Below are 17,151 nucleotides of genomic sequence, written 5' to 3'. Positions count from 1 at the left end.
GGATGGTTGTGGGGCATGTGGACAACGGTGGGGTGGAGGCGAGGGACGCCGGTCCGGCAGCAGGTGGGCGAAGCGGTCAGGCGGCGGCGCGGTGGATGCGGGCTTCGGTGTAGCGGCGGACGATCAGGTCGGCGATGCGGGGGTGGGGGCCGAGGGGTGCGGCGATGACATCGGCTCCGCAGTCGGCGACGATGGTGTGGAAACGGCCGGGGGCGAGTAGCCAGGAGGCGACCGCGATCCGGGTGGCATCGCGGCGCACCTCCGCGACGACATCCCTGATAGCCGGCGATGACGTTGCGGCGTAACCGATTCGCACTACCGAGCCGGTGCGCGCGCCGAGCAGCAGGGCGGCGCGGCGGATGTCGGCGTGGGCGTGGTGGTCGGACGAGCCTGCTGCCGCGAGCACCACCGCGTCCCCAGGGCGCCAGCCTGCCTCAGCGAGGCGGTCGTGCATGGCGGCGACCAGAGCAGGCGCGGGGCCCAAGGCCGCCGTGATCACCGTCTCATATGGACACTCCGCAGCGGCGACCTGTCCAGGTACGTCGACCCGAACGTGATAGCCCGAGGCCAGGAAAGCAGGGACAACGACAGCGTGGCCGCGCACCGACCGCAGGACCGTGGTCACGTCCGGCGCCCGCACATCGGCGAACGCCACCTTCACCGGGACCTCGGGCAGCAGCTCGCGAACCTCGTCGGCGAGGGTGTGGGTTGATCGCACGCCTGCGTCGGACCTGGTGCCGTGGGCGACCAAGACCAACGGCCAACCACTCCTCACACTGCCACCGCCAGACGGTATCCGCGTTTGACCACGGTCTGCACCAGGCCGGGCTCGCCGAGCGCCGAGCGCAGCCGGCCGACCGCGGTCTCCACCGCGTGTTCGTCCACTCCAGACTCTCGGCCGGAGTGCCTGCGCAGCACGCCGACCAGCGCGGGGCGCGACTGCACCCGGCCCGGTGCGGCGGCCAGCGCGCGTAGCAGGGCCATCGGGGCCGGTGGCACGGGCCGTAGCTCGCCGTCGACGACGACGGCCTGGCCGCGCAGCTCCAGGTCCAATCCGCCCACCGACAACCGAACGGCCCGTGCGGGCAGCGCCACGGCCAGTTCGCGCACCAGTGCGCCGACGCGGGCGCGGTCGGGCTGGGTGACCGGAATTCCCAGACGCACCAAGGGACCTGCGGTGATGGAGCCGACGCCGACCACGAGTACGCGGTCGCGCAGCATGGCCAGCAACGGGTCCAGGCGGCCCAGGCGGTCGGCGGTCTCCAGCACGCTGGCGGCGGCAGGCGCGCTGGTGAAGGTCAGGGCATCGATCTGACCGGCGAGCACGGCATCGATGAGCCGCTCCAATGGACCCGAGTCCGCCGGGCCGGTCCAGCGGTACACCGGAATCTCGACCACTTCGGCACCGGCCGCGCGCAGGATGTCGACGAACTCGCGCAACGGTTCTCCGTGCAACTGAACGACAATCCGCTTACCGTCCACACCGGACCGCAGCAGGTAGTCCAACAGCTCCGGGCTCGCCTCCGACTCAGGAGACCAGGTCTCCACCAGACCGGCCGCGCGGACCGCGCCCTTGGCTTTCGGGCCGCGGGCGAGCAAGTCCGCCGTGCGCAGGACTTCGACCAGTTGCGGACCGAGGCCCCAGCCCTCGGCCGCCTCGATCCAGCCGCGGAAGCCGATGCCGGTGGTGGCCACGGCCACGTCGACCGGGCCGCGCAACAGACTCGTCGTCGCGGCCAGCAGGTCGCTGTCGTCGGCGAGCGGGATGATCCGAATGGCGGGCCCGTACAGCACGCTGGCGCCGCGCCGTTCCATCAGCGCGCCCAGTTCGTCCGCCCGGCGCGCGGCGGTGACGCCCACCGTGTATCCCGCGAGCGGGGCGATCTGCGGACCGGTCACCTCGGGCACCTCCAGGAGCGTCGTCACGGCTGCCCCAGCAGGATCGTCGCATCCACCACGCGGACCGGGTAGGTGGCGACCGACACAGCCGGGTCGTCCAGGCACACCCCGGTGCGCAGGTCGAAATGCTGTTTGTGCATCGGCGAGGCCACCACCGGGATACCCGCCAGGTCGCCGACTATGCCGCGGGAGAGCACCGCCGCCCCGCTGAACGGGTCCACATTGCCCACCGCGTACACCTCGTCGTCGTGGGTGCGGAACACCGCGACCTGGTTCGCGTCGGGCAGCAGCGCCGCGACGCCCTGTTCCCTTGTCAGCTCGGCCATCGCACACACCCGCAGCCACACTGTCTCGGCGAGAGCGGTCATCGGGCGAACACCTCCGGGGTGCCGAGCAGCACCGGGACCCGCTGGCCGCGTTCCTCGCGGAAGGCGATGGTCGGGTCCGGCGTGCCGGGCGCGTTGACGAACGAGCTGAACCGGGCGAGTTTGTCCGGGTCGGCGAGCACGTCGGCCCACTCGTCGGCGTAGCCCGTGATGTGCGCGGCCATCTGGTCCTCCAGTTCGGCGCACAGGCCGAGGCTGTCGTGCACCACGACGTCACGCAGGTGGTCTAGACCGCCCACCATGGCGTCCAGCCACACCGAGGTGCGCTGGAGCCGGTCGGCGGTGCGGATGTAGAACATCAGGAAGCGGTCGATGACCTTGAGCAGCGTCTCTTTGTCCACTTCGGACACCAGGAGGTCGGCGTGCCGGGGCAGCATGCCGCCGTTGCCGCCGACGTAGAGGTTCCAGCCGTTCTCGGTGGCGATGATCCCGAAGTCCTTGCCGCGCGCCTCCGCGCATTCCCGCGCACAGCCCGAAACCGCGGCCTTGAGCTTGTGCGGCGCGCGCAGGCCGCGGTAGCGCAGTTCCAGTTCTATCGCCAGACCGACGGAGTCCTGCACGCCGTAGCGGCACCAGGTGGAGCCGACGCAGGACTTCACCGTGCGCAGCGCCTTGCCGTAGGCGTGGCCGGACTCGAAACCGGCTTCCACCAAGCGTTTCCAGATCGCGGGGAGCTGATCGACCGTGGCACCGAACAGATCGATCCGTTGCCCGCCGGTGATCTTGGTGTACAGCCCGTAATCCTGGGCAACCTGGGCGATGGCCATCAGCTTGACCGGGGTGATCTCCCCGCCGGGGATGCGCGGCACGACCGAGTAGGTGCCGTTGCGCTGCAGGTTCGCCAGGAACCGGTCGTTGGTGTCCTGCAGGCCCGCCTGCTCGCCCGCGAGGATGTGCCCACCGCCGAGGGAGGCCAGGATCGAGGCCACCGCGGGCTTGCAGATGTCGCAGCCGCGGCCCGTGCCGTACCGGGCGACCAGCTCGCTGAACGTCGTGATCCGGGTGACCCGGACGATCTCGAACAGCTCCGCCCGCGACTGTCCGAAGTGTTCACACAGCGCCTTGGACTGCTCGACGCCGCATGCCGCGAGCAACTGCTTGAGCATCGGCACGCACGACCCGCAGGAGGTGCCCGCCTTGGTGCGGCCCTTGATCTTCGGCACGTCGGCGCAGCCGCCTTCGACGATGGCCGCCTTGATCGCGCCCTTGCTGACCGCGTTGCACGAGCAGACCTGCGCGTCGTCGGGCAGCGCGTCGATCCCCACTCCCCCGCCGCCCGCCGGGGCGAGCAGCGCGCTGGGCTCGCCGGGCAGCGCGCGGCCGACCATCGGACGCAGCGTGGCGTAGTCGGCCGCGTCGCCGACGAACACGCCGCCGAGCAGCGTGCTGGCGTCGTCCGAAATCACGAGTTTCTTGTAGGAGCCCCGAACCGCGTCGTTGAGCACGACCTCCATGGCGCCCTCGGTCGCCGCGTGCGCGTCGCCGAAGCTGGCGACGTCGACGCCGAGAAGCTTGAGTTTGGTGGACATGTCGGCGCCCGGGAAGCTCGCGGTGCCCCCGAGCAGCCGGTCGGCGACGACCTCGGCCATCGAGTAGCCGGGCGCGACCAGGCCGTAGGTCCGGCCGCCGAGGCTCGCGCACTCGCCGATCGCGTAGATGTCAGGATCGCTGGTGCGGCAGCCGCGGTCGACCGCGACACCACCGCGTTCGCCGACCGCCAGTCCCGCGTCGCGGGCGAGCTGGTCGCGCGGCCGGATGCCCGCGGAGAACACCACCAGGTCGAGGTCCAGCTCGGTGCCGTTGGCCAGCCTGGCGAGCAGCCTGCCCCGGTCGCGCTCGATGGCCGCGGTGGACGTGCCCGCGTGCACCGTCACGTCGAGGCCCTCGATGAGCCGCTTGAGCAGCGCGCCGCCGCCCTCGTCCACCTGCAAGGGCATCAGGCGCGGTGCCAGCTCTACCACATGCGGCGACAAACCTATGTCCCGCAACGCTTTCGCCGCCTCCAGGCCGAGCAATCCGCCGCCGACGACCATCGCGGCGCCGCGACCGCGGCCGCCGCTCGCGCGCCCGGCGGAGGCCCGGATGGCGTCGAGGTCGTCGATGGTGCGGTAGACGTGGCAGCCGGGCAGGTCGCGGCCCGGGACCGGCGGCACGAACGGAGCGGAGCCGGTGGCCAGGGCGAGCGCGTCGTAGCGCCGCACGATCCCGGACGCGGAGCGCACCGTGCGGACCGCGCGGTCGATGGCGACCACTGGATCACCCAGGTGCAGCTCCACCGCGTCGTCGCCGGGGAACTCGGCGCCGTCGAGCTGCAGCGCCGCCGGGTTCCAAGTGTCTACATAGGACGTCAGCGCCACCCGGTCGTAGGCGGGCCGGGATTCCTCGGCGAACACGGCGACGCGCCAGCTTCCCCCGGCGTCGCGGTCGCGCAGCGCCTGGACGAGCCGGTGACCGACCATCCCGTTGCCGACGACGACGAGTGTGCGCGCCATCCGGTTCCTCCTCGCGGGGTGCGTGGGCTGTGCACACCATGCTGTGGTCCGCCCGTGTCGCACCCGCGTCCCCACTGTTGCGCCCCGGTTACGGAGCCCTCTCTGCGCAGGTCAGCCCCCCGTGCGGGTGACCGGTGCCACGATCGGAGGAATTCCGGCCGCTGCCGGGGCACGAACCGGGCGGCCGGCCTACGGTCTGCGGGTGCTCCCCCGACGTACCGCGTGGCCCGCCCTGCTGCTGGCCGCGCTGACCCTCCCCGCCTGCGCCACCCCCGCCGCGAGCCCCCGCCCGCCCGCGCCCGCGCGCTCGACGACAACCGCCCCGCCCACCACGACGAGCACCGAGGTGCTGTCCGCGGTCCTCGCGACCGTGCGGATGCCGAAGCGGGTGCCCGCGATCCTCGACTGCGCCGAGTTCGTGCCCGCGCTGGCCCGCGTCACCGGGACGAGGGTCACGGTCAAGGCCGACGAGTCCTCGGCCGAGCTGTGCCGCTACCGCCTGCCCTACCCGCGGGGCACCACCGGCGCGTCGATCCTGTTCCGCGCCGAACCGCCCGGCACCCCCAGCTACCAGCCGATCGGCGACCTGTTCGGCAACACCGCCTACCAGGTCGGCGGCGTCGGCGGGAAGGACTGCGGGCTGTCGGTGGCGCTCGACCCGGGCAGGCAGCCGCACGAACACGGCTCCCACCTGACCGTGCTCGGCACGTACGAGGGCGTCGAGCAGCCGTGCGCGCTCACCCGCAAGGCGATCGAGGCGGTGTTCAACCTGCTCGCCGACGGTTGACCGACCCTTTCCGGGGGTACGTAGCGCCCGGGCAGGGTGGGCGAGGAGGGCCGTCGTGAGCGTGCTTGCGAGCGAACCACTGTCACAGGGCGTCCGCGAGCGGCGTCACCGAGCCTGCGAGGGGACGTCGTGAGCACTGCGGCGCACGAGGTCAGGCGGAATCCGGTGGTCCAGGTGCTGGGCCGGGTCGGCATGGTGTTCTACGGCGGCGTGCACATCATCATCGCGTGGCTCGCCGCGCAGGTGGTGCTGGGCGACACGGGCGAGCAGACCGACTCCAAGGGCGCGCTGGCCGAGATCTCACAGACCACCGCGGGGCCGGTGCTGCTGTGGGCGTTGACGGTCGGGCTGTTCCTGTTCGCCGCCTGGCAGTTCATCGAGGGTATAGCCGGCTACAACTATGTGAGCAAGCCGCGCAAGCGCTTGTACAAGCGGATCGGCGCAGGCGCGCGGGGCATCACCGGCACCGCGATCGCCATCGGCGCACTGCAGTTCGCGATGGGTGAGGGCAGCACCGACTCGACCGGCAAACAGCAGGAACTGACCGCGAAAGTGCTCGCGCTGCCGTACGGACAAGTGCTGGTGGGGGCGGTCGCGGTCGGCATCCTGGTGATCGCGGTGGTGATCCTGCGCAAGGGCGTCAAGCGCTCGTTCGAGCAGGATCTCGACATGGACTCGCTGCCTGACGGCTCCCGGCGCTGGGTAGAGCGCGTCGGCCGGATCGGGTGGATCGGCAAGGGTTTGGCGTACGCGGTGATCGGCGGACTGGTCGGCCTCGCGGCGGTCAACGCCGACCCCGAGCAGTCGGGCGGGATGGACAAGGCGCTGCACACCGTGGCGGACCAGCCCTACGGCGTGCTGCTGCTCGCCGTGATCGCCTTCGGACTGGCCGCCTTCGGGGTGTACTGCTTCCTCGCCGCCAAGGCCCACCGGGACTAGACCCCGGCGTAGGCAAGGCTCGGGACGCGGGCGGATTCGGTTGTCTTGCGCAGGTAGAAGAACCACGTCATCGCGGCGAACACGACGTAGCCGACGATGAAGATGCCCAGGGCCGAGGTCGACCAGTCGGCGTTGGCCACCGCGGCGGCCGCTTTGTCCTCAATGGACTTCGCGCTCGACACGGCAGCACCGACCGGCACGCTGGCGAGCCGGAAGACCTGCTGGATGAGGAACCCGCCGAACGCGCCGATCGCGCCCGCGATGCCGATGACGGCCGCCGCCTCGCGCTTGAAGCGCAGGGTGGTCGCCGCCGGGTCGGCGCCCTTGTCCGCGATCTCCTTGCGGCCCAGCGCACCGAAGATGACCGGGATCATCCGGTAGGTAGAGCCGTTGCCCGCGCCGGACAGCGCGAAGATGACCATGTACGAGCCGAAGAAGACGGCGAAGCTGCGCTGGTTCACCCCGTACATCGCGAGCAGGGTGAACGCGGCCATCGCGACGAACACCCACAGCGTGACCCGGGCGCCGCCGATCCGGTCGGACAGCCAGCCGCCGAACGGGCGGGTGACCGAACCGATGAGGGCGCCGAGGAAGCCGAGGCCGGCGAGATAGGTGCCGATGAACGGGTTCTGCGCGAGGAACTCCGGGAAGGTCAGCTTGATCACCAGCGGCAGCGCGAACGAGAACCCGATGAACGAGCCGAACGTGCCGATGTAGAGGATCGACATGATCCACGTCTGCGGCTGCCGCAGGCACGACAGATACGAGCGGCTGTCGGCTTTCGCCATGGTGAGACTGTCCATATAGAACCAGGCGGCGACCATCGCGGCGATGATGAACGGCATCCACATCAGCCCGGCGTAGGCCAGATGCACCGGGTGGACCGGATTCTTGGCGATGGCGAACGGCACGCCCACGATGATCACCAGCGGCGTCAGCAACTGGACGACGGCGACGCCGAGGTTGCCGCCCGCGGCGTTGAGGCCCAGCGCCAGGCCCTTGCGCTTCTCCGGGTAGAAGAAGGAGATGTTGGCCATCGACGAGGAGAAGTTGCCACCGCCGAAGCCCGCCAGCGCGGCGATGACCAGCATGATCGTGAACTGGGTGTCGTGCGATTGGTTGCGCACGTAGTCGAAGTGCACCATCGCGGCCAGCGCCGCAGTCGGGATCAGCAGCAGGGCGGCGCTGATCACTGTCCACAGGCGACCGCCGAACTTGGGCACGGCGAAGGTGTACGGGATGCGCAGCGCCGAGCCGACCAGGTTCGGCAGCGCGGTCAGCAAGAACAGCTCACTCGGCGAAAACGGTGTGCCGCCACCGAAACCCGCGTTGGACAGGTTGAGCACCACCACCGACCACAGCACCCAGATGGAGAACCCGAGGTGCTCGGCGAAGATCGAGAAGATGAGGTTGCGGCGCGCGACGGTCTTGCCGGTCCGCTCCCAGAACTCCTCGTTCTCCGGGTCCCAGTGCTCGATCCACCGCCCCCTGCGCAGCTTGCCCGGCTGGTCCGTTGGCGGGGTCTCGACGGCGACGCTCATGGACATCCTCCTCGTGCTGACGTTGCGCAGACGCTACGAAGCGGGGATTTCCCGGGCATGGCGGGCGGTGACGCGCAGGGCACGTTGTCCGCACGCCGCCCCCGACCGGGCGGTGAGGTCATGCGCGCGTCAGCCAGTCGGCGATGCCGCGGACGGCTTCCGCACAGCCGCCGCAGCCGGTGGTGGCCCGGGTCGCGGTGGCCAGGTCGGGCACCGTCACCGCGCCGGAACGCCACGCCGTGACCAACTGGCCCTTCGTGACGGAGTTGCAGCGGCAGACCACCGCCGACGCGGGCAGGTCGGCCGGGCTGTGCGCGACGACACCCGCCGACGGCAGCGCCCGGCCCAGCAGCAGGGCCAGCCGGTCGGTGGGGACGGGGGTTTTCGCGTCGTAGAGCTGGGTGATGGTGGCCGCGGCGTCCGGCAGGCCGAGCACGATCGCGCCCACCACGCGGTCCTCCCGGATGACCAGCTTCGCGTACCGTCCGCGCACCGGGTCTTGCAGGCACAGCACTTCCGCGTCCGCACTGTCCACTTCGGCGTGCACGTCGCCGAGCGCGGCGAGGTCGACGTCGCGGGCCTTGAGCCGGGTGACGACCGGCGTGCCCCGGTAGCGGGCGGCCGGATTCGTGCCGGTGAGCAGGTCCGCGAGCACCTCGGCCTGCTCCCACGCGGGCTGTACCAGCCCGGCCACGGTGTCCGGGTGCTGCGCGCAGTCGCCGATGGCGTGGACCCGGGAATCGCTGGTGCGCAAGGCATCATCCACGATCACGCCGCTGTCGACGGCCAGGCCCGCCGACGCCGCGAGTCCCGTCTCGGCCCGCACCCCCGCGGACACCACCACCAGGTCGGCGGGGACGTGGCTGCCGTCGTCAAGCTTGAGGCCGTCGCCGGGGACGTAGCGGGCGGCCGTGCGGCCCAGCCGGAACTCCATGCCCAGCGCGCCAAGAGTGCGGGCCAGCACGCCGCCGCCCGCCGGGTCGAGTTGCCGTTCCATCAGGTGGCCCACGGGATGCACGACCGTCACCAGGTTGCCGCGGCCCGCCAGTCCGCGGGCGGCCTCCAGGCCGAGCAGTCCGCCGCCGAGCACCGCCACCGGGGCGCCGGGACGGGCCGCCGCCACGATCGCGGCGCAGTCGTCCAGGTCGCGGAAGGTGACCACGCCGGGGGCGAGCGCGCCGCCGTCGCCGCGCAGCCCCTCGGTGGGCGGCACCCAGGCACGGCTCCCGGTGGCAAGCACCAGCGCCTCATAGTCCACAGTGGACTCATCAGACAGCGTCACACACCGGGCCGCGCGGTCGATGGCGCGGACCGAGACGCCCAGCCGCAGGTCGACCGCGTGCTCGGCCGCCCAGTCGGAACCGTGCAGCCGCACCGAATCCGGCGACATCGCCCCGGCGACGACCGCCGAGAGCAGCACCCGGTTGTAGGCCGGATGCACCTCGGCGCCGACGACCGTCACCGCGACCCGGTCGCCGCCGCGGTCGCGCCGCCGGATCTCCTCGGCCAGGCGCGCCCCCGCCATCCCATACCCGACAACGACAACCCGGCGCGTGCTCACGCGGCCTCCAACCGAACAGCACAGACCTTGAACTCGGGCATCCGACTGGTCGGATCCAGCGCCGGGTTGGTCAGCAGGTTCGCCCGCTGATCGCCGGGGAAGTGGAAGGGCAGGAACACCGTGTCCGTGCGCATCGACGGCACGTGCCGCACTCGCGCGCGCATCGCGCCGCGCCGGGAGGACACCGTGGCCCAGCCGCCGTCGGTGAGCCCAGCGCGGTCGGCGGTGTCCGGGTGCACCTCGACGAACGCCTCGGGAACAGCGTCGTTCAGCTCGCCGACGAGCCGGGTCTGGGCGCCGGACTGGTAGTGCTGCAGTACCCGGCCGGTGGTGGCCAGCAGCGGGAACTCGTCGTCCAGCGGCTCGGCTGGTCCACTGTGGTCGACCGCGACGAAGCGCGCGCGGCCGTCGAGATGGGCGAAGCGGTCGAGGAAAACCCTTGGCGTGCCGGGATGATCCTCGGACGGCACCGGCCAGTGCAGTGCCTCGCCCGCACGCAGCCGCGGGTAGGTCACGCCCGCGTAGTCGGCCGGTCCGCCCGCCGACGCGCGTCGCAACTCGGCGAACACCGTCTCCGGGTCGACCGGGAACCGCTCGGCGGGCTGTCCCAATCGGACGGCCAGGTCGTGCAGCACCGCGAGGTCGCTGCGCACGCCGTCCGGCACGTCCACTGCCCTGGTGCGCAACAAAACCCGGCCTTCGAGGTTGGTCATCGTGCCGTCCTCCTCGGCCCACTGGGTGACCGGGAGCACCACGTCGGCGCGCGCCGCGGTCTCGGACAGCACGAAGTCGGCGACCACCAGGAAGTCCAAAGCGGACAGTCGCTCGGCGATGTGCGCCGAGCGCGGCGCGGACACGATCACGTTGCTGCCGAAGACAAGCAGCGCCCGCGGCCCGGCGGGTGTGCCGAGCGCGTTGAGCAGTTCGTAGGCCGAGCGGCCGGGGCCGGGCAGCGATTCCGGTGGTATCCCCCAGACTCCGGCCACATGCGCGCGGGCCGCCGGGTCGTCGATCTTGCGGTACCCGGGGAGCTGGTCGGCCTTCTGGCCGTGCTCGCGGCCGCCCTGCCCGTTGCCCTGCCCGGTGAGGCAGCCGTAGCCCGAACCGTGCGTGCCGGGAAGTCCCAGCGCCAGCGCCAGGTTGATCCACCCGCCGACCATGTCGGTGCCGCGGGCATGCTGCTCGGTGCCGCGCGCGGTGAGGACGTGGGCGTTGCGTGCGCGGGCGAGCAGCGCCCCCGCGCGCCGCTGGTCGGACGCCGCCACCCCGGTAACCCGCTCGGCGCGCTCCGGCCACCACGCCGCCGCGATCCGCCAGGCCGCGTCGAACCCGATCGTGCGCTCGGCGAGGTAGTCGTGGTCCAGGTGCCCATCGGCGACGACGGCGTGCAGGATTCCCAGTGCCAGCGCCAGATCCGTGCCAGGCCGAGGTTGCAAGTGGAGGGTCGCCTGCTCGGCCGTTGGCGTGCGGCGCGGATCGACCACGATCAGCCCGCCCGACCCGGCGGCGTGCCCGAGGTGCTGGACGAACGGCGGCATCGTCTCCGCCGGGTTGGCGCCGACCAGCAGCACCGCGTCGGCGGCGGCGACATCGCTTACCGGGAAAGGCATTCCGCGGTCGAGGCCGAAAGCGCGCAGCCCCGCGGCGGCGGCCGAGGACATGCAGAACCGGCCGTTGTAGTCGATCTGCGAGGTGCCCAGCGCGACCCGGGCGAACTTACCGAGCTGGTAGGACTTCTCGTTGGTGAGCCCGCCGCCGCCGAACACCGCGACCGAGTCGGCGCCGTGCGCGGCGCGCAGCGCGGACACCTTCGCCGCCACCAGATCGAGCGCGACCCCCCAGGACGCCTGCCGCAGTTCGCCGTCGACGCGGACCAGCGGCGTGGTCAGCCGGGCCGGGCTACGCAGCAGCGCGCCCGCCGTCCAGCCCTTCTGGCACAGGCCGCCGCGGTTGGTCGGGAACTCGCGCGGCTCGACCAGGGCGCCGGTCATCCGCATGCCGCACTGCAGGGCGCAGTAGGGGCAATGCGTGTCGACGGCGGGCGCGGCCACCTGAGTCATACCCGGCTCCAGGGTCGGGGGTGGGGTCGGGTCCGACGGTAGGCAGATCGTGTTACCCGATGATGCGGCCGTGTTTCGGGCGTGCGAACTTGCCTGCGCGGCGGCACCTTACCGGCCGTGAGCAGTGGCCCCGTTCCCATTCCCAGTTGGCTCCACGATGGCGGCGACAGGTGGCAATAAACCCGTGATCGATTGTGGTTGTGAACCGCTAACCACTAACGCTACGGTGAGCCGAATCACAGTTACCGGTGGGTAACCACCGTTAGGGCAAGGAGGCCCAGGTGATCCGTCGTCTCGTCGGGGTATTAGCCGTCACACTCGGAATGGTGACGGCAGGCGCCGTCACCGTGCCGGCGACCGCCGCAGCGGCCGCACCCACTCCGGTGGTCATCGTGGCAGGCACGTTCGGACCGGCGTTCTTCTATGAGCCGCTCGCCGCCAGACTGCGCGCGGACGGCCACCGGGTCGCGATCTTCCAGTTGACCGCCCTCGGCACCGTCGACATCCGCACCACCGCGCGCAACCTCAACTCCTTCGCCGACGGCTTCCGGTCGAGCATCGGCGCGTCGAAGGTCGACCTGATCGCACACTCGCAGGGCGGGCTCGTCGCCCGGCAGTACATCAAGTTCGAGGGCGGCGCGAACGAGGTCGGCGCCCTGATCAACATGGCCGCGCCCAACTACGGCACCGTGGTCGCCACCATCGCCGACTTCTTCGGCGGCGGCAACTGCCTGACGATCGTGGCCTGCCAACAGATGAAGGTCGGATCGAGCTTCCTGAACACGCTCAACGCGGGCGACGACACCGTCGGCTCGGTCAGGTACACCAACTTCTACACGCTGCTCGACGAACTCGTGCGGCCGGTGGGCAACGCGGCGATGAACGACGGCGCCACCAACGTACTCACCCAGTCGCAGTGCCCGTTCCGCGTGATCGACCACATCAACATGCCACTTGACGGCACCGTTTACTCTGGAATCCGCGACGCCCTCGCCCGGGCGCCGATCAGCCTCAACTGCTTCGCGCTCTGACCACGGCACAAGGTGGCTTCCCCCGGGGAAGCCACCTTGTTTCGTGTCAAGAGAAAGTCGTGTCAGGAGAGCAGCGCGGTCACCTGCCGCGCGGCCCGCTCCAGGCCCAGCATCGACCGCGGCGTGGACTTCGGGTGCAGCGCGTGCACGGCGAGCCGGAACAGCAGCGCGTGCAGCAGAACCTGCGGCCACTGCGCGAGATGCGACCACCGCTTGCCGAGCGCGTCGTCCGCCCCGCCCCAAGCCAGGGCGTCCACCACGACCACCGCCGCCGCCCACTCGGCGGGCCGGTGGAAGGCAGTGAAGTCGATGATGCCCGGCGCGGCGTCGCCCGCGAACAGCACGTTGCCGAACAGGTCGCCGTGCACCACCTGGTTGGGCAGGCGCACCTCGCGCCGCGACTCGGCGTGCAGGTCGAACAGCCTGCCGCCCAGACCCGCGTCCAGCGGCGCCTTCTCCTCGCCCCACGCGGCGCGGTCGGCCATCGCGAAGACGTCGGCGCGGGCGTTGAGGAACCGCGGTTTCGGCAGGTCGGCGGTGGCCTTGTGCAGCCGCAGCGACGCGGCGACAACCTCGTCGTAGCGCGGCTCCGCCCGGCCCTCGATGAACCGGAAGCCGACCCAGCCGCCGACCACGTACCGGCCGTCGCTGGCCCGCACGGGCTGGGCTATGCGCAGATCGGGAACGTCGAGGTCGCCCAGGGTCTGTGCCACCCAGGACGCCTCGGCGGGACTGCTCGCCGGACGCAGGGCCACGTCGTCACACCGCCACACCGGCCCGTGCTCGATCAGCTCGGGCTCGGCCGACTTCGCGCCGAACGCGGCCCGAACATGCTGGGGAGGCGGAGTACTCACGACGTCCCCTCGCAGGCTCCGTGACGCCGCTCGCGGACGCCCTGTGACATTGGTTCGCTCGCAAGCTCGCTCACGAACGCCCCCTCGCAGGCTCCGGGACGCCGCTCGCGGACGCCCTGTGACATGGTTCGCTCGCAAGCTCGCTCACGGGCCCGCACGCTACCCGCCCATCCGCCTGTCCCCAGCCATCCGCAAGCGTGTCCCGCCGTTCGGCCCAGCGGTGCGCGCCTCAGTAGGTGGGCAGGCTCGGGTCGATCTCCCGCGCCCAGCCCAGGACACCGCCGCCCACGTGCACGGCGTCGGAGAAGCCCGCCTTGTGCAGCGCCGCCAACGCCTCCGCCGAGCGGGCGCCGGACTTGCAGTGCAGCACGATCGGCTTGTCCTGCGGCAGTTCGGCGAACGCCTCGCCCGAGAGGATGCGGTCCTTCGGGATCAGCACCGAGCCCTCGATCTTGACGATCTCGTACTCGTGCGGCTCGCGGACGTCGATCAGGGCGAAATCGTCGCCGCGGTCGAACTTCTCCTTCAGCTCGCGCGGGGTGATCGTGCTGCCGACAGCCGCGGCCTGCGCGTCGTCGGACACCACGCCGCAGAACGCGTCGTAGTCGATCAGGCCCTCGATCGGCTTGCTCTCCGGGTCCTTGCGGATCCTGATGGTCCGGTACGACATCTCCAGCGCGTCGTAGACCATCAGCCGGCCGAGCAGCGGATCGCCGATGCCGGTGAGCAGCTTGATCGCCTCGGTGACCATGATCGAGCCGATCGACGCGCACAGCACGCCCAGCACGCCGCCCTCGGCGCACGAGGGCACCATGCCCGGCGGCGGAGGCTCGGGGTAGAGGTCGCGGTAGTTGAGGCCCTGGCCGTTCGGGGCGTCCTCCCAGAACACGCTGACCTGGCCCTCGAACCGGAAGATCGAGCCCCACACGTACGGCTTGCCCAGCAGCACCGCGGCGTCGTTGACCAGGTAGCGGGTGGCGAAGTTGTCCGTTCCGTCCACGATCAGGTCGTAGTCGCGGAAGATGTCGAGGGCGTTGGTCGAGTTCAGGTGCTCCTGGTGCAGGTTCACCGTGACCAGCGGGTTGATCTCCGCGATGGATTCCTTGGCGGACAACGCTTTCGGCTTGCCCACGTCGGACTGGCCGTGGATCACCTGGCGCTGCAGGTTGGACTCGTCGACGATGTCGAAGTCGACCACGCCGAGGGTGCCCACGCCCGCGGCGGCCAGGTAGAGCAGCGCCGGGCTGCCCAGCCCGCCCGCGCCGACGACCAGCACCTTCGCGTTCTTGAGCCGCTTCTGCCCGTCCACGCCGACATCGGGGATGATCAGGTGGCGGCTGTAGCGGGCGACCTCGTCCTTGGTCAGCTCCTGCGCAGGCTCCACGAGCGGCGGCAAACTGCCTGACATCGGCTCCTCCTAGAACACGGTGTGCGCGGCGATTCTGCTCCGATACAACGCCGCTCTCCCACCCAGTCTTCCCCGCCTCCCACGATCCGGGACGGAGGTCACCGCGCCAGCGGGTTGGGCCACGCGTTGGGCTTGCACACCAGACCGTCGGCCTTCACCAAGTCGCGCACGCCGACGGCCCGGTTGAGCTGGGCGACGTAGTCGTTGGCCACGCCGAAGCTCTGCTGCATCATCACCGGCGCCAGCGCGCCGTCCTGCCCGCAGCCGACGTGGCTGTTGCGGAAGGCGTGGCCGACCTCGTGGTTGATCGCGTACTGCCGGTAGGTGAGGATGTCGCCCGCGAAGGCGACCGCGCCGCGCACCCAGCGGGCCAGGTTGATCAGCACCCGCTTCTCGCTGCCGCGATAGCAGGACGCCTCGTACTTGATCGAGTAGCCGCACATGTCCGGCCGATGCGCGGTGTCCGGGCTGGCGAGGCTGATCCGAAAGCTCGGGTTCGGCACGGTCGGCTCGACCCGCTGCACCGAGATCTCGCCGAGGCCGGTCCACCCGCGCGGGTCGGCCAGGGTCTGGTCGATCAGCTTGGCGAAGGCGTCGTCGCCGCCGTAGGACGCCGGGTCGATGCCGTCCTCGACCTCGACGGTATAGGTGTAGAACTTCGGCCCGGTGCCGACCTTCGGGCCGTTGCCCGGCACACCGTGCCACGTGACGTCGCCCGCCTGGGTGAACGGGCCGCCGTTGGGCAGCTCGGCCGACGGGATGTTCACGTCGATCGGGCCGGGCGGCTTCTCGGTCGCGTCGGGCGGCAGCGACTCCTCGGTCGGCACTTGGGCCACCAGGCCGTCCGCGGCGGCGGTGTTCTGTCCGGCGGGTACCTGCTCCCCCGCCGTCTGCACCACGACGAGCGCGGTGACCGCGAGCAGCACTGGCAGCGCGTACACCCGCCAGCCGTAGGCGGCGAGCACGCCCCGCACCCCGCGGCGGCGCTTGGCCCGGCGCCCGGTGCGCTCGGCGGGCCGCGGCCGCCAGGACGCCTGCAGCGGCTCGGCGGACGTGCGCCGCGCGCCAGGGCGGTACCGGTCGTGGGTGCTCGCTGCGGAGCGTGACTGTCCAGGGGGCGCCTCGCGCTCACCTTGCGTCATCCGGCTCACGGGACCAGGGTGCCACATCACTGTGCGCGAGCACCGCGACCCGCGTCACCAGCGGTCCGCGGCGGCCGCCTCCCACAGCCCCAGTACGGCCCTGGCGACCGTCGCGGGCCGCTCCATCTGCGCGACGTGACCGACCCTGGGCAGTACCAGCAGCCGGGCCCGGGGCAGCAATCTGGCGGTACGCGGTGCTTTTCGCACGGTCATGAGCCGGTCCTCGGTTCCCCAGACGACCAGCGCGGGCGTCCCGATGCGCGGCGCGAGCGTCCACATCGAGCGCGACGGGGGCGCGAGCCACGCCCGGATCAGGCCCATCGTGCTGCGCGCGAGCGCCGGATTGGCCCACGCCAGCGCCGCCCGATCGGCGTATTCTCGCTCGGCTTCCGCCACCCGTTCGGCCGATACCTGGCTCGGGTCGGCGAAGCACAGGTCGAGCAGCTGCATGGCGCGCTCACGCGGGGTGAGCCGGGCGAGCTGCCTGCGGACCGGCGGGCCGACCAGCGGCAGGAACGCCAGCGCCAGCCGCGGATCGGACATCCGGTTGACGCTGGGCCGCAGGTCGGGGACGGCGGGCGAGATCAGCGTCAGGGTGCGCAGCAGGTCGGGGTGCCGGGCGGCGAGCACCATGGTGATCGCGCCGCCCATGGAGTTGCCCAGCAGGTGCACGGGGCCGAGGTCGAGGCCGCGCAGCCAGGCCGCGAGGGCATCGGCGTGCGCTTCGAGGGTGTAGTCGAAGCCCTCGGGCGGGGCCGAGCGGCCGAAGCCGGGCAGGTCGACAGCGATGCCCGGGGCGTGGCCCGCGAGCTGGCCCGCGAGGTCGGTCCAGTTGGTCGCCGAGCCGCCCAGGCCGTGCACGTAGAGCGCGGTGACCGGCCCGGTGCCCGGCGTGCGCCGCACGTGCAGCCGGATGCCCGCGGACTCGACCTCCTCCCCCGGCCACGGCGGGGACGTCAGGTCGACCGGGGGCAGCTCGGCCGCCGACAGCGGCACCTGGGTGAGCGGCGCCCGGGAGGTCGCGGCGGGGTTCATCGGTCAAGTCTGCCTC

At 71.5% G+C, this 17,151-nt stretch carries 14 protein-coding genes; 3 read left to right on the top strand and 11 right to left on the bottom strand.

Features of this window, described 5'->3' with window-relative positions; all coding sequences use genetic code 11:
- Window positions 1-76 precede the first annotated feature (76 nt).
- Genes ACT4N7_RS03670 through nirB form a run of 4 tightly spaced genes read right to left on the bottom strand, consistent with a single transcriptional unit; the run spans window position 77 to window position 4,777 of the window.
- Complete coding sequence (locus ACT4N7_RS03670; RefSeq protein ID WP_444827129.1) at window positions 77-757, bottom strand: sirohydrochlorin chelatase; 681 nt, start codon at window positions 755-757, stop codon at window positions 77-79.
- A gap of 14 nt (window positions 758-771) precedes the next feature.
- On the bottom strand, window positions 772-1,926 hold the full coding sequence (locus tag ACT4N7_RS03665) for a uroporphyrinogen-III synthase (RefSeq protein WP_444827128.1): 1,155 nt from the start codon (window positions 1,924-1,926) through the stop codon (window positions 772-774).
- On the bottom strand, window positions 1,923-2,267 hold the full coding sequence (gene nirD / locus ACT4N7_RS03660) for a nitrite reductase small subunit NirD (protein ID WP_444827127.1): 345 nt from the start codon (window positions 2,265-2,267) through the stop codon (window positions 1,923-1,925). Before nirD ends, ACT4N7_RS03665 begins: the two co-directional genes overlap by 4 nt.
- Window positions 2,264-4,777 (bottom strand): nitrite reductase large subunit NirB, encoded by a 2,514-nt coding sequence (nirB, locus tag ACT4N7_RS03655; protein WP_444827126.1) that lies wholly within the window; start codon window positions 4,775-4,777, stop codon window positions 2,264-2,266. Before nirB ends, nirD begins: the two co-directional genes overlap by 4 nt.
- A 202-nt stretch (window positions 4,778-4,979) precedes the next feature.
- On the opposite strand from nirB, the gene ACT4N7_RS03650 reads away from it, so the two are divergent.
- On the top strand, window positions 4,980-5,564 hold the full coding sequence (locus tag ACT4N7_RS03650) for a hypothetical protein (RefSeq protein ID WP_444827125.1): 585 nt from the start codon (window positions 4,980-4,982) through the stop codon (window positions 5,562-5,564).
- A 129-nt stretch (window positions 5,565-5,693) separates the two neighbouring features.
- A complete protein-coding gene (locus tag ACT4N7_RS03645) occupies window positions 5,694-6,503 on the top strand; it encodes a DUF1206 domain-containing protein (protein ID WP_444827124.1) in 810 nt (269 codons plus the stop codon).
- Here the strand turns inward: ACT4N7_RS03645 and ACT4N7_RS03640 are convergent.
- The 3 genes from ACT4N7_RS03640 to ACT4N7_RS03630 all read right to left on the bottom strand — a co-directional run bounded on the left by ACT4N7_RS03640 (window position 6,500) and on the right by ACT4N7_RS03630 (window position 11,665).
- Entirely contained in the window at window positions 6,500-8,044 is a 1,545-nt protein-coding gene (locus tag ACT4N7_RS03640) for an MFS transporter (protein WP_444827123.1), read from the bottom strand. The genes ACT4N7_RS03645 and ACT4N7_RS03640 overlap by 4 nt on opposite strands.
- A 118-nt stretch (window positions 8,045-8,162) precedes the next feature.
- Window positions 8,163-9,605, bottom strand: a complete 1,443-nt coding sequence (locus ACT4N7_RS03635) for an FAD-dependent oxidoreductase (RefSeq protein ID WP_444827122.1) — start codon at window positions 9,603-9,605, stop codon at window positions 8,163-8,165.
- On the bottom strand, window positions 9,602-11,665 hold the full coding sequence (locus ACT4N7_RS03630; RefSeq protein WP_444827121.1) for a molybdopterin oxidoreductase family protein: 2,064 nt from the start codon (window positions 11,663-11,665) through the stop codon (window positions 9,602-9,604). Before ACT4N7_RS03630 ends, ACT4N7_RS03635 begins: the two co-directional genes overlap by 4 nt.
- 326 nt (window positions 11,666-11,991) lie before the next feature.
- Here ACT4N7_RS03630 and ACT4N7_RS03625 point away from each other — a divergent pair, with 326 nt between their 5' ends.
- Complete coding sequence (locus ACT4N7_RS03625; protein WP_444827120.1) at window positions 11,992-12,696, top strand: lipase family alpha/beta hydrolase; 705 nt, start codon at window positions 11,992-11,994, stop codon at window positions 12,694-12,696.
- Between the two features lie 62 nt (window positions 12,697-12,758).
- On the opposite strand, the gene ACT4N7_RS03620 is transcribed toward ACT4N7_RS03625, so the two are convergent.
- From ACT4N7_RS03620 to ACT4N7_RS03605, 4 genes are all read right to left on the bottom strand, one after another.
- Complete coding sequence (locus ACT4N7_RS03620) at window positions 12,759-13,550, bottom strand: TIGR02569 family protein (RefSeq protein WP_444827119.1); 792 nt, start codon at window positions 13,548-13,550, stop codon at window positions 12,759-12,761.
- Window positions 13,551-13,779: 229 nt separating this feature from the next.
- Window positions 13,780-14,958, bottom strand: coding sequence for an adenylyltransferase/sulfurtransferase MoeZ (gene moeZ / locus ACT4N7_RS03615; protein WP_444827118.1), 1,179 nt, complete (start codon window positions 14,956-14,958; stop codon window positions 13,780-13,782).
- 98 nt (window positions 14,959-15,056) lie between these two features.
- Window positions 15,057-16,100 carry a DUF3152 domain-containing protein gene (locus ACT4N7_RS03610; protein WP_444827117.1) on the bottom strand — a complete coding sequence of 348 codons (1,044 nt, stop codon included), beginning with the start codon at window positions 16,098-16,100 and terminating at the stop codon, window positions 15,057-15,059.
- A gap of 54 nt (window positions 16,101-16,154) precedes the next feature.
- Window positions 16,155-17,135 (bottom strand): alpha/beta fold hydrolase, encoded by a 981-nt coding sequence (locus ACT4N7_RS03605; protein WP_444827116.1) that lies wholly within the window; start codon window positions 17,133-17,135, stop codon window positions 16,155-16,157.
- Window positions 17,136-17,151: the final 16 nt, after the last annotated feature.

Origin of the sequence: Actinokineospora sp. (assembly GCF_052390155.1) — a bacterium.
In the GTDB taxonomy this organism is placed as follows: Bacteria; Actinomycetota; Actinomycetes; order Mycobacteriales; family Pseudonocardiaceae; genus Actinokineospora.
The sequence above is the reverse complement of the archived record's forward strand: the minus strand, read 5'-3'. Positions and strand labels throughout refer to the sequence as shown.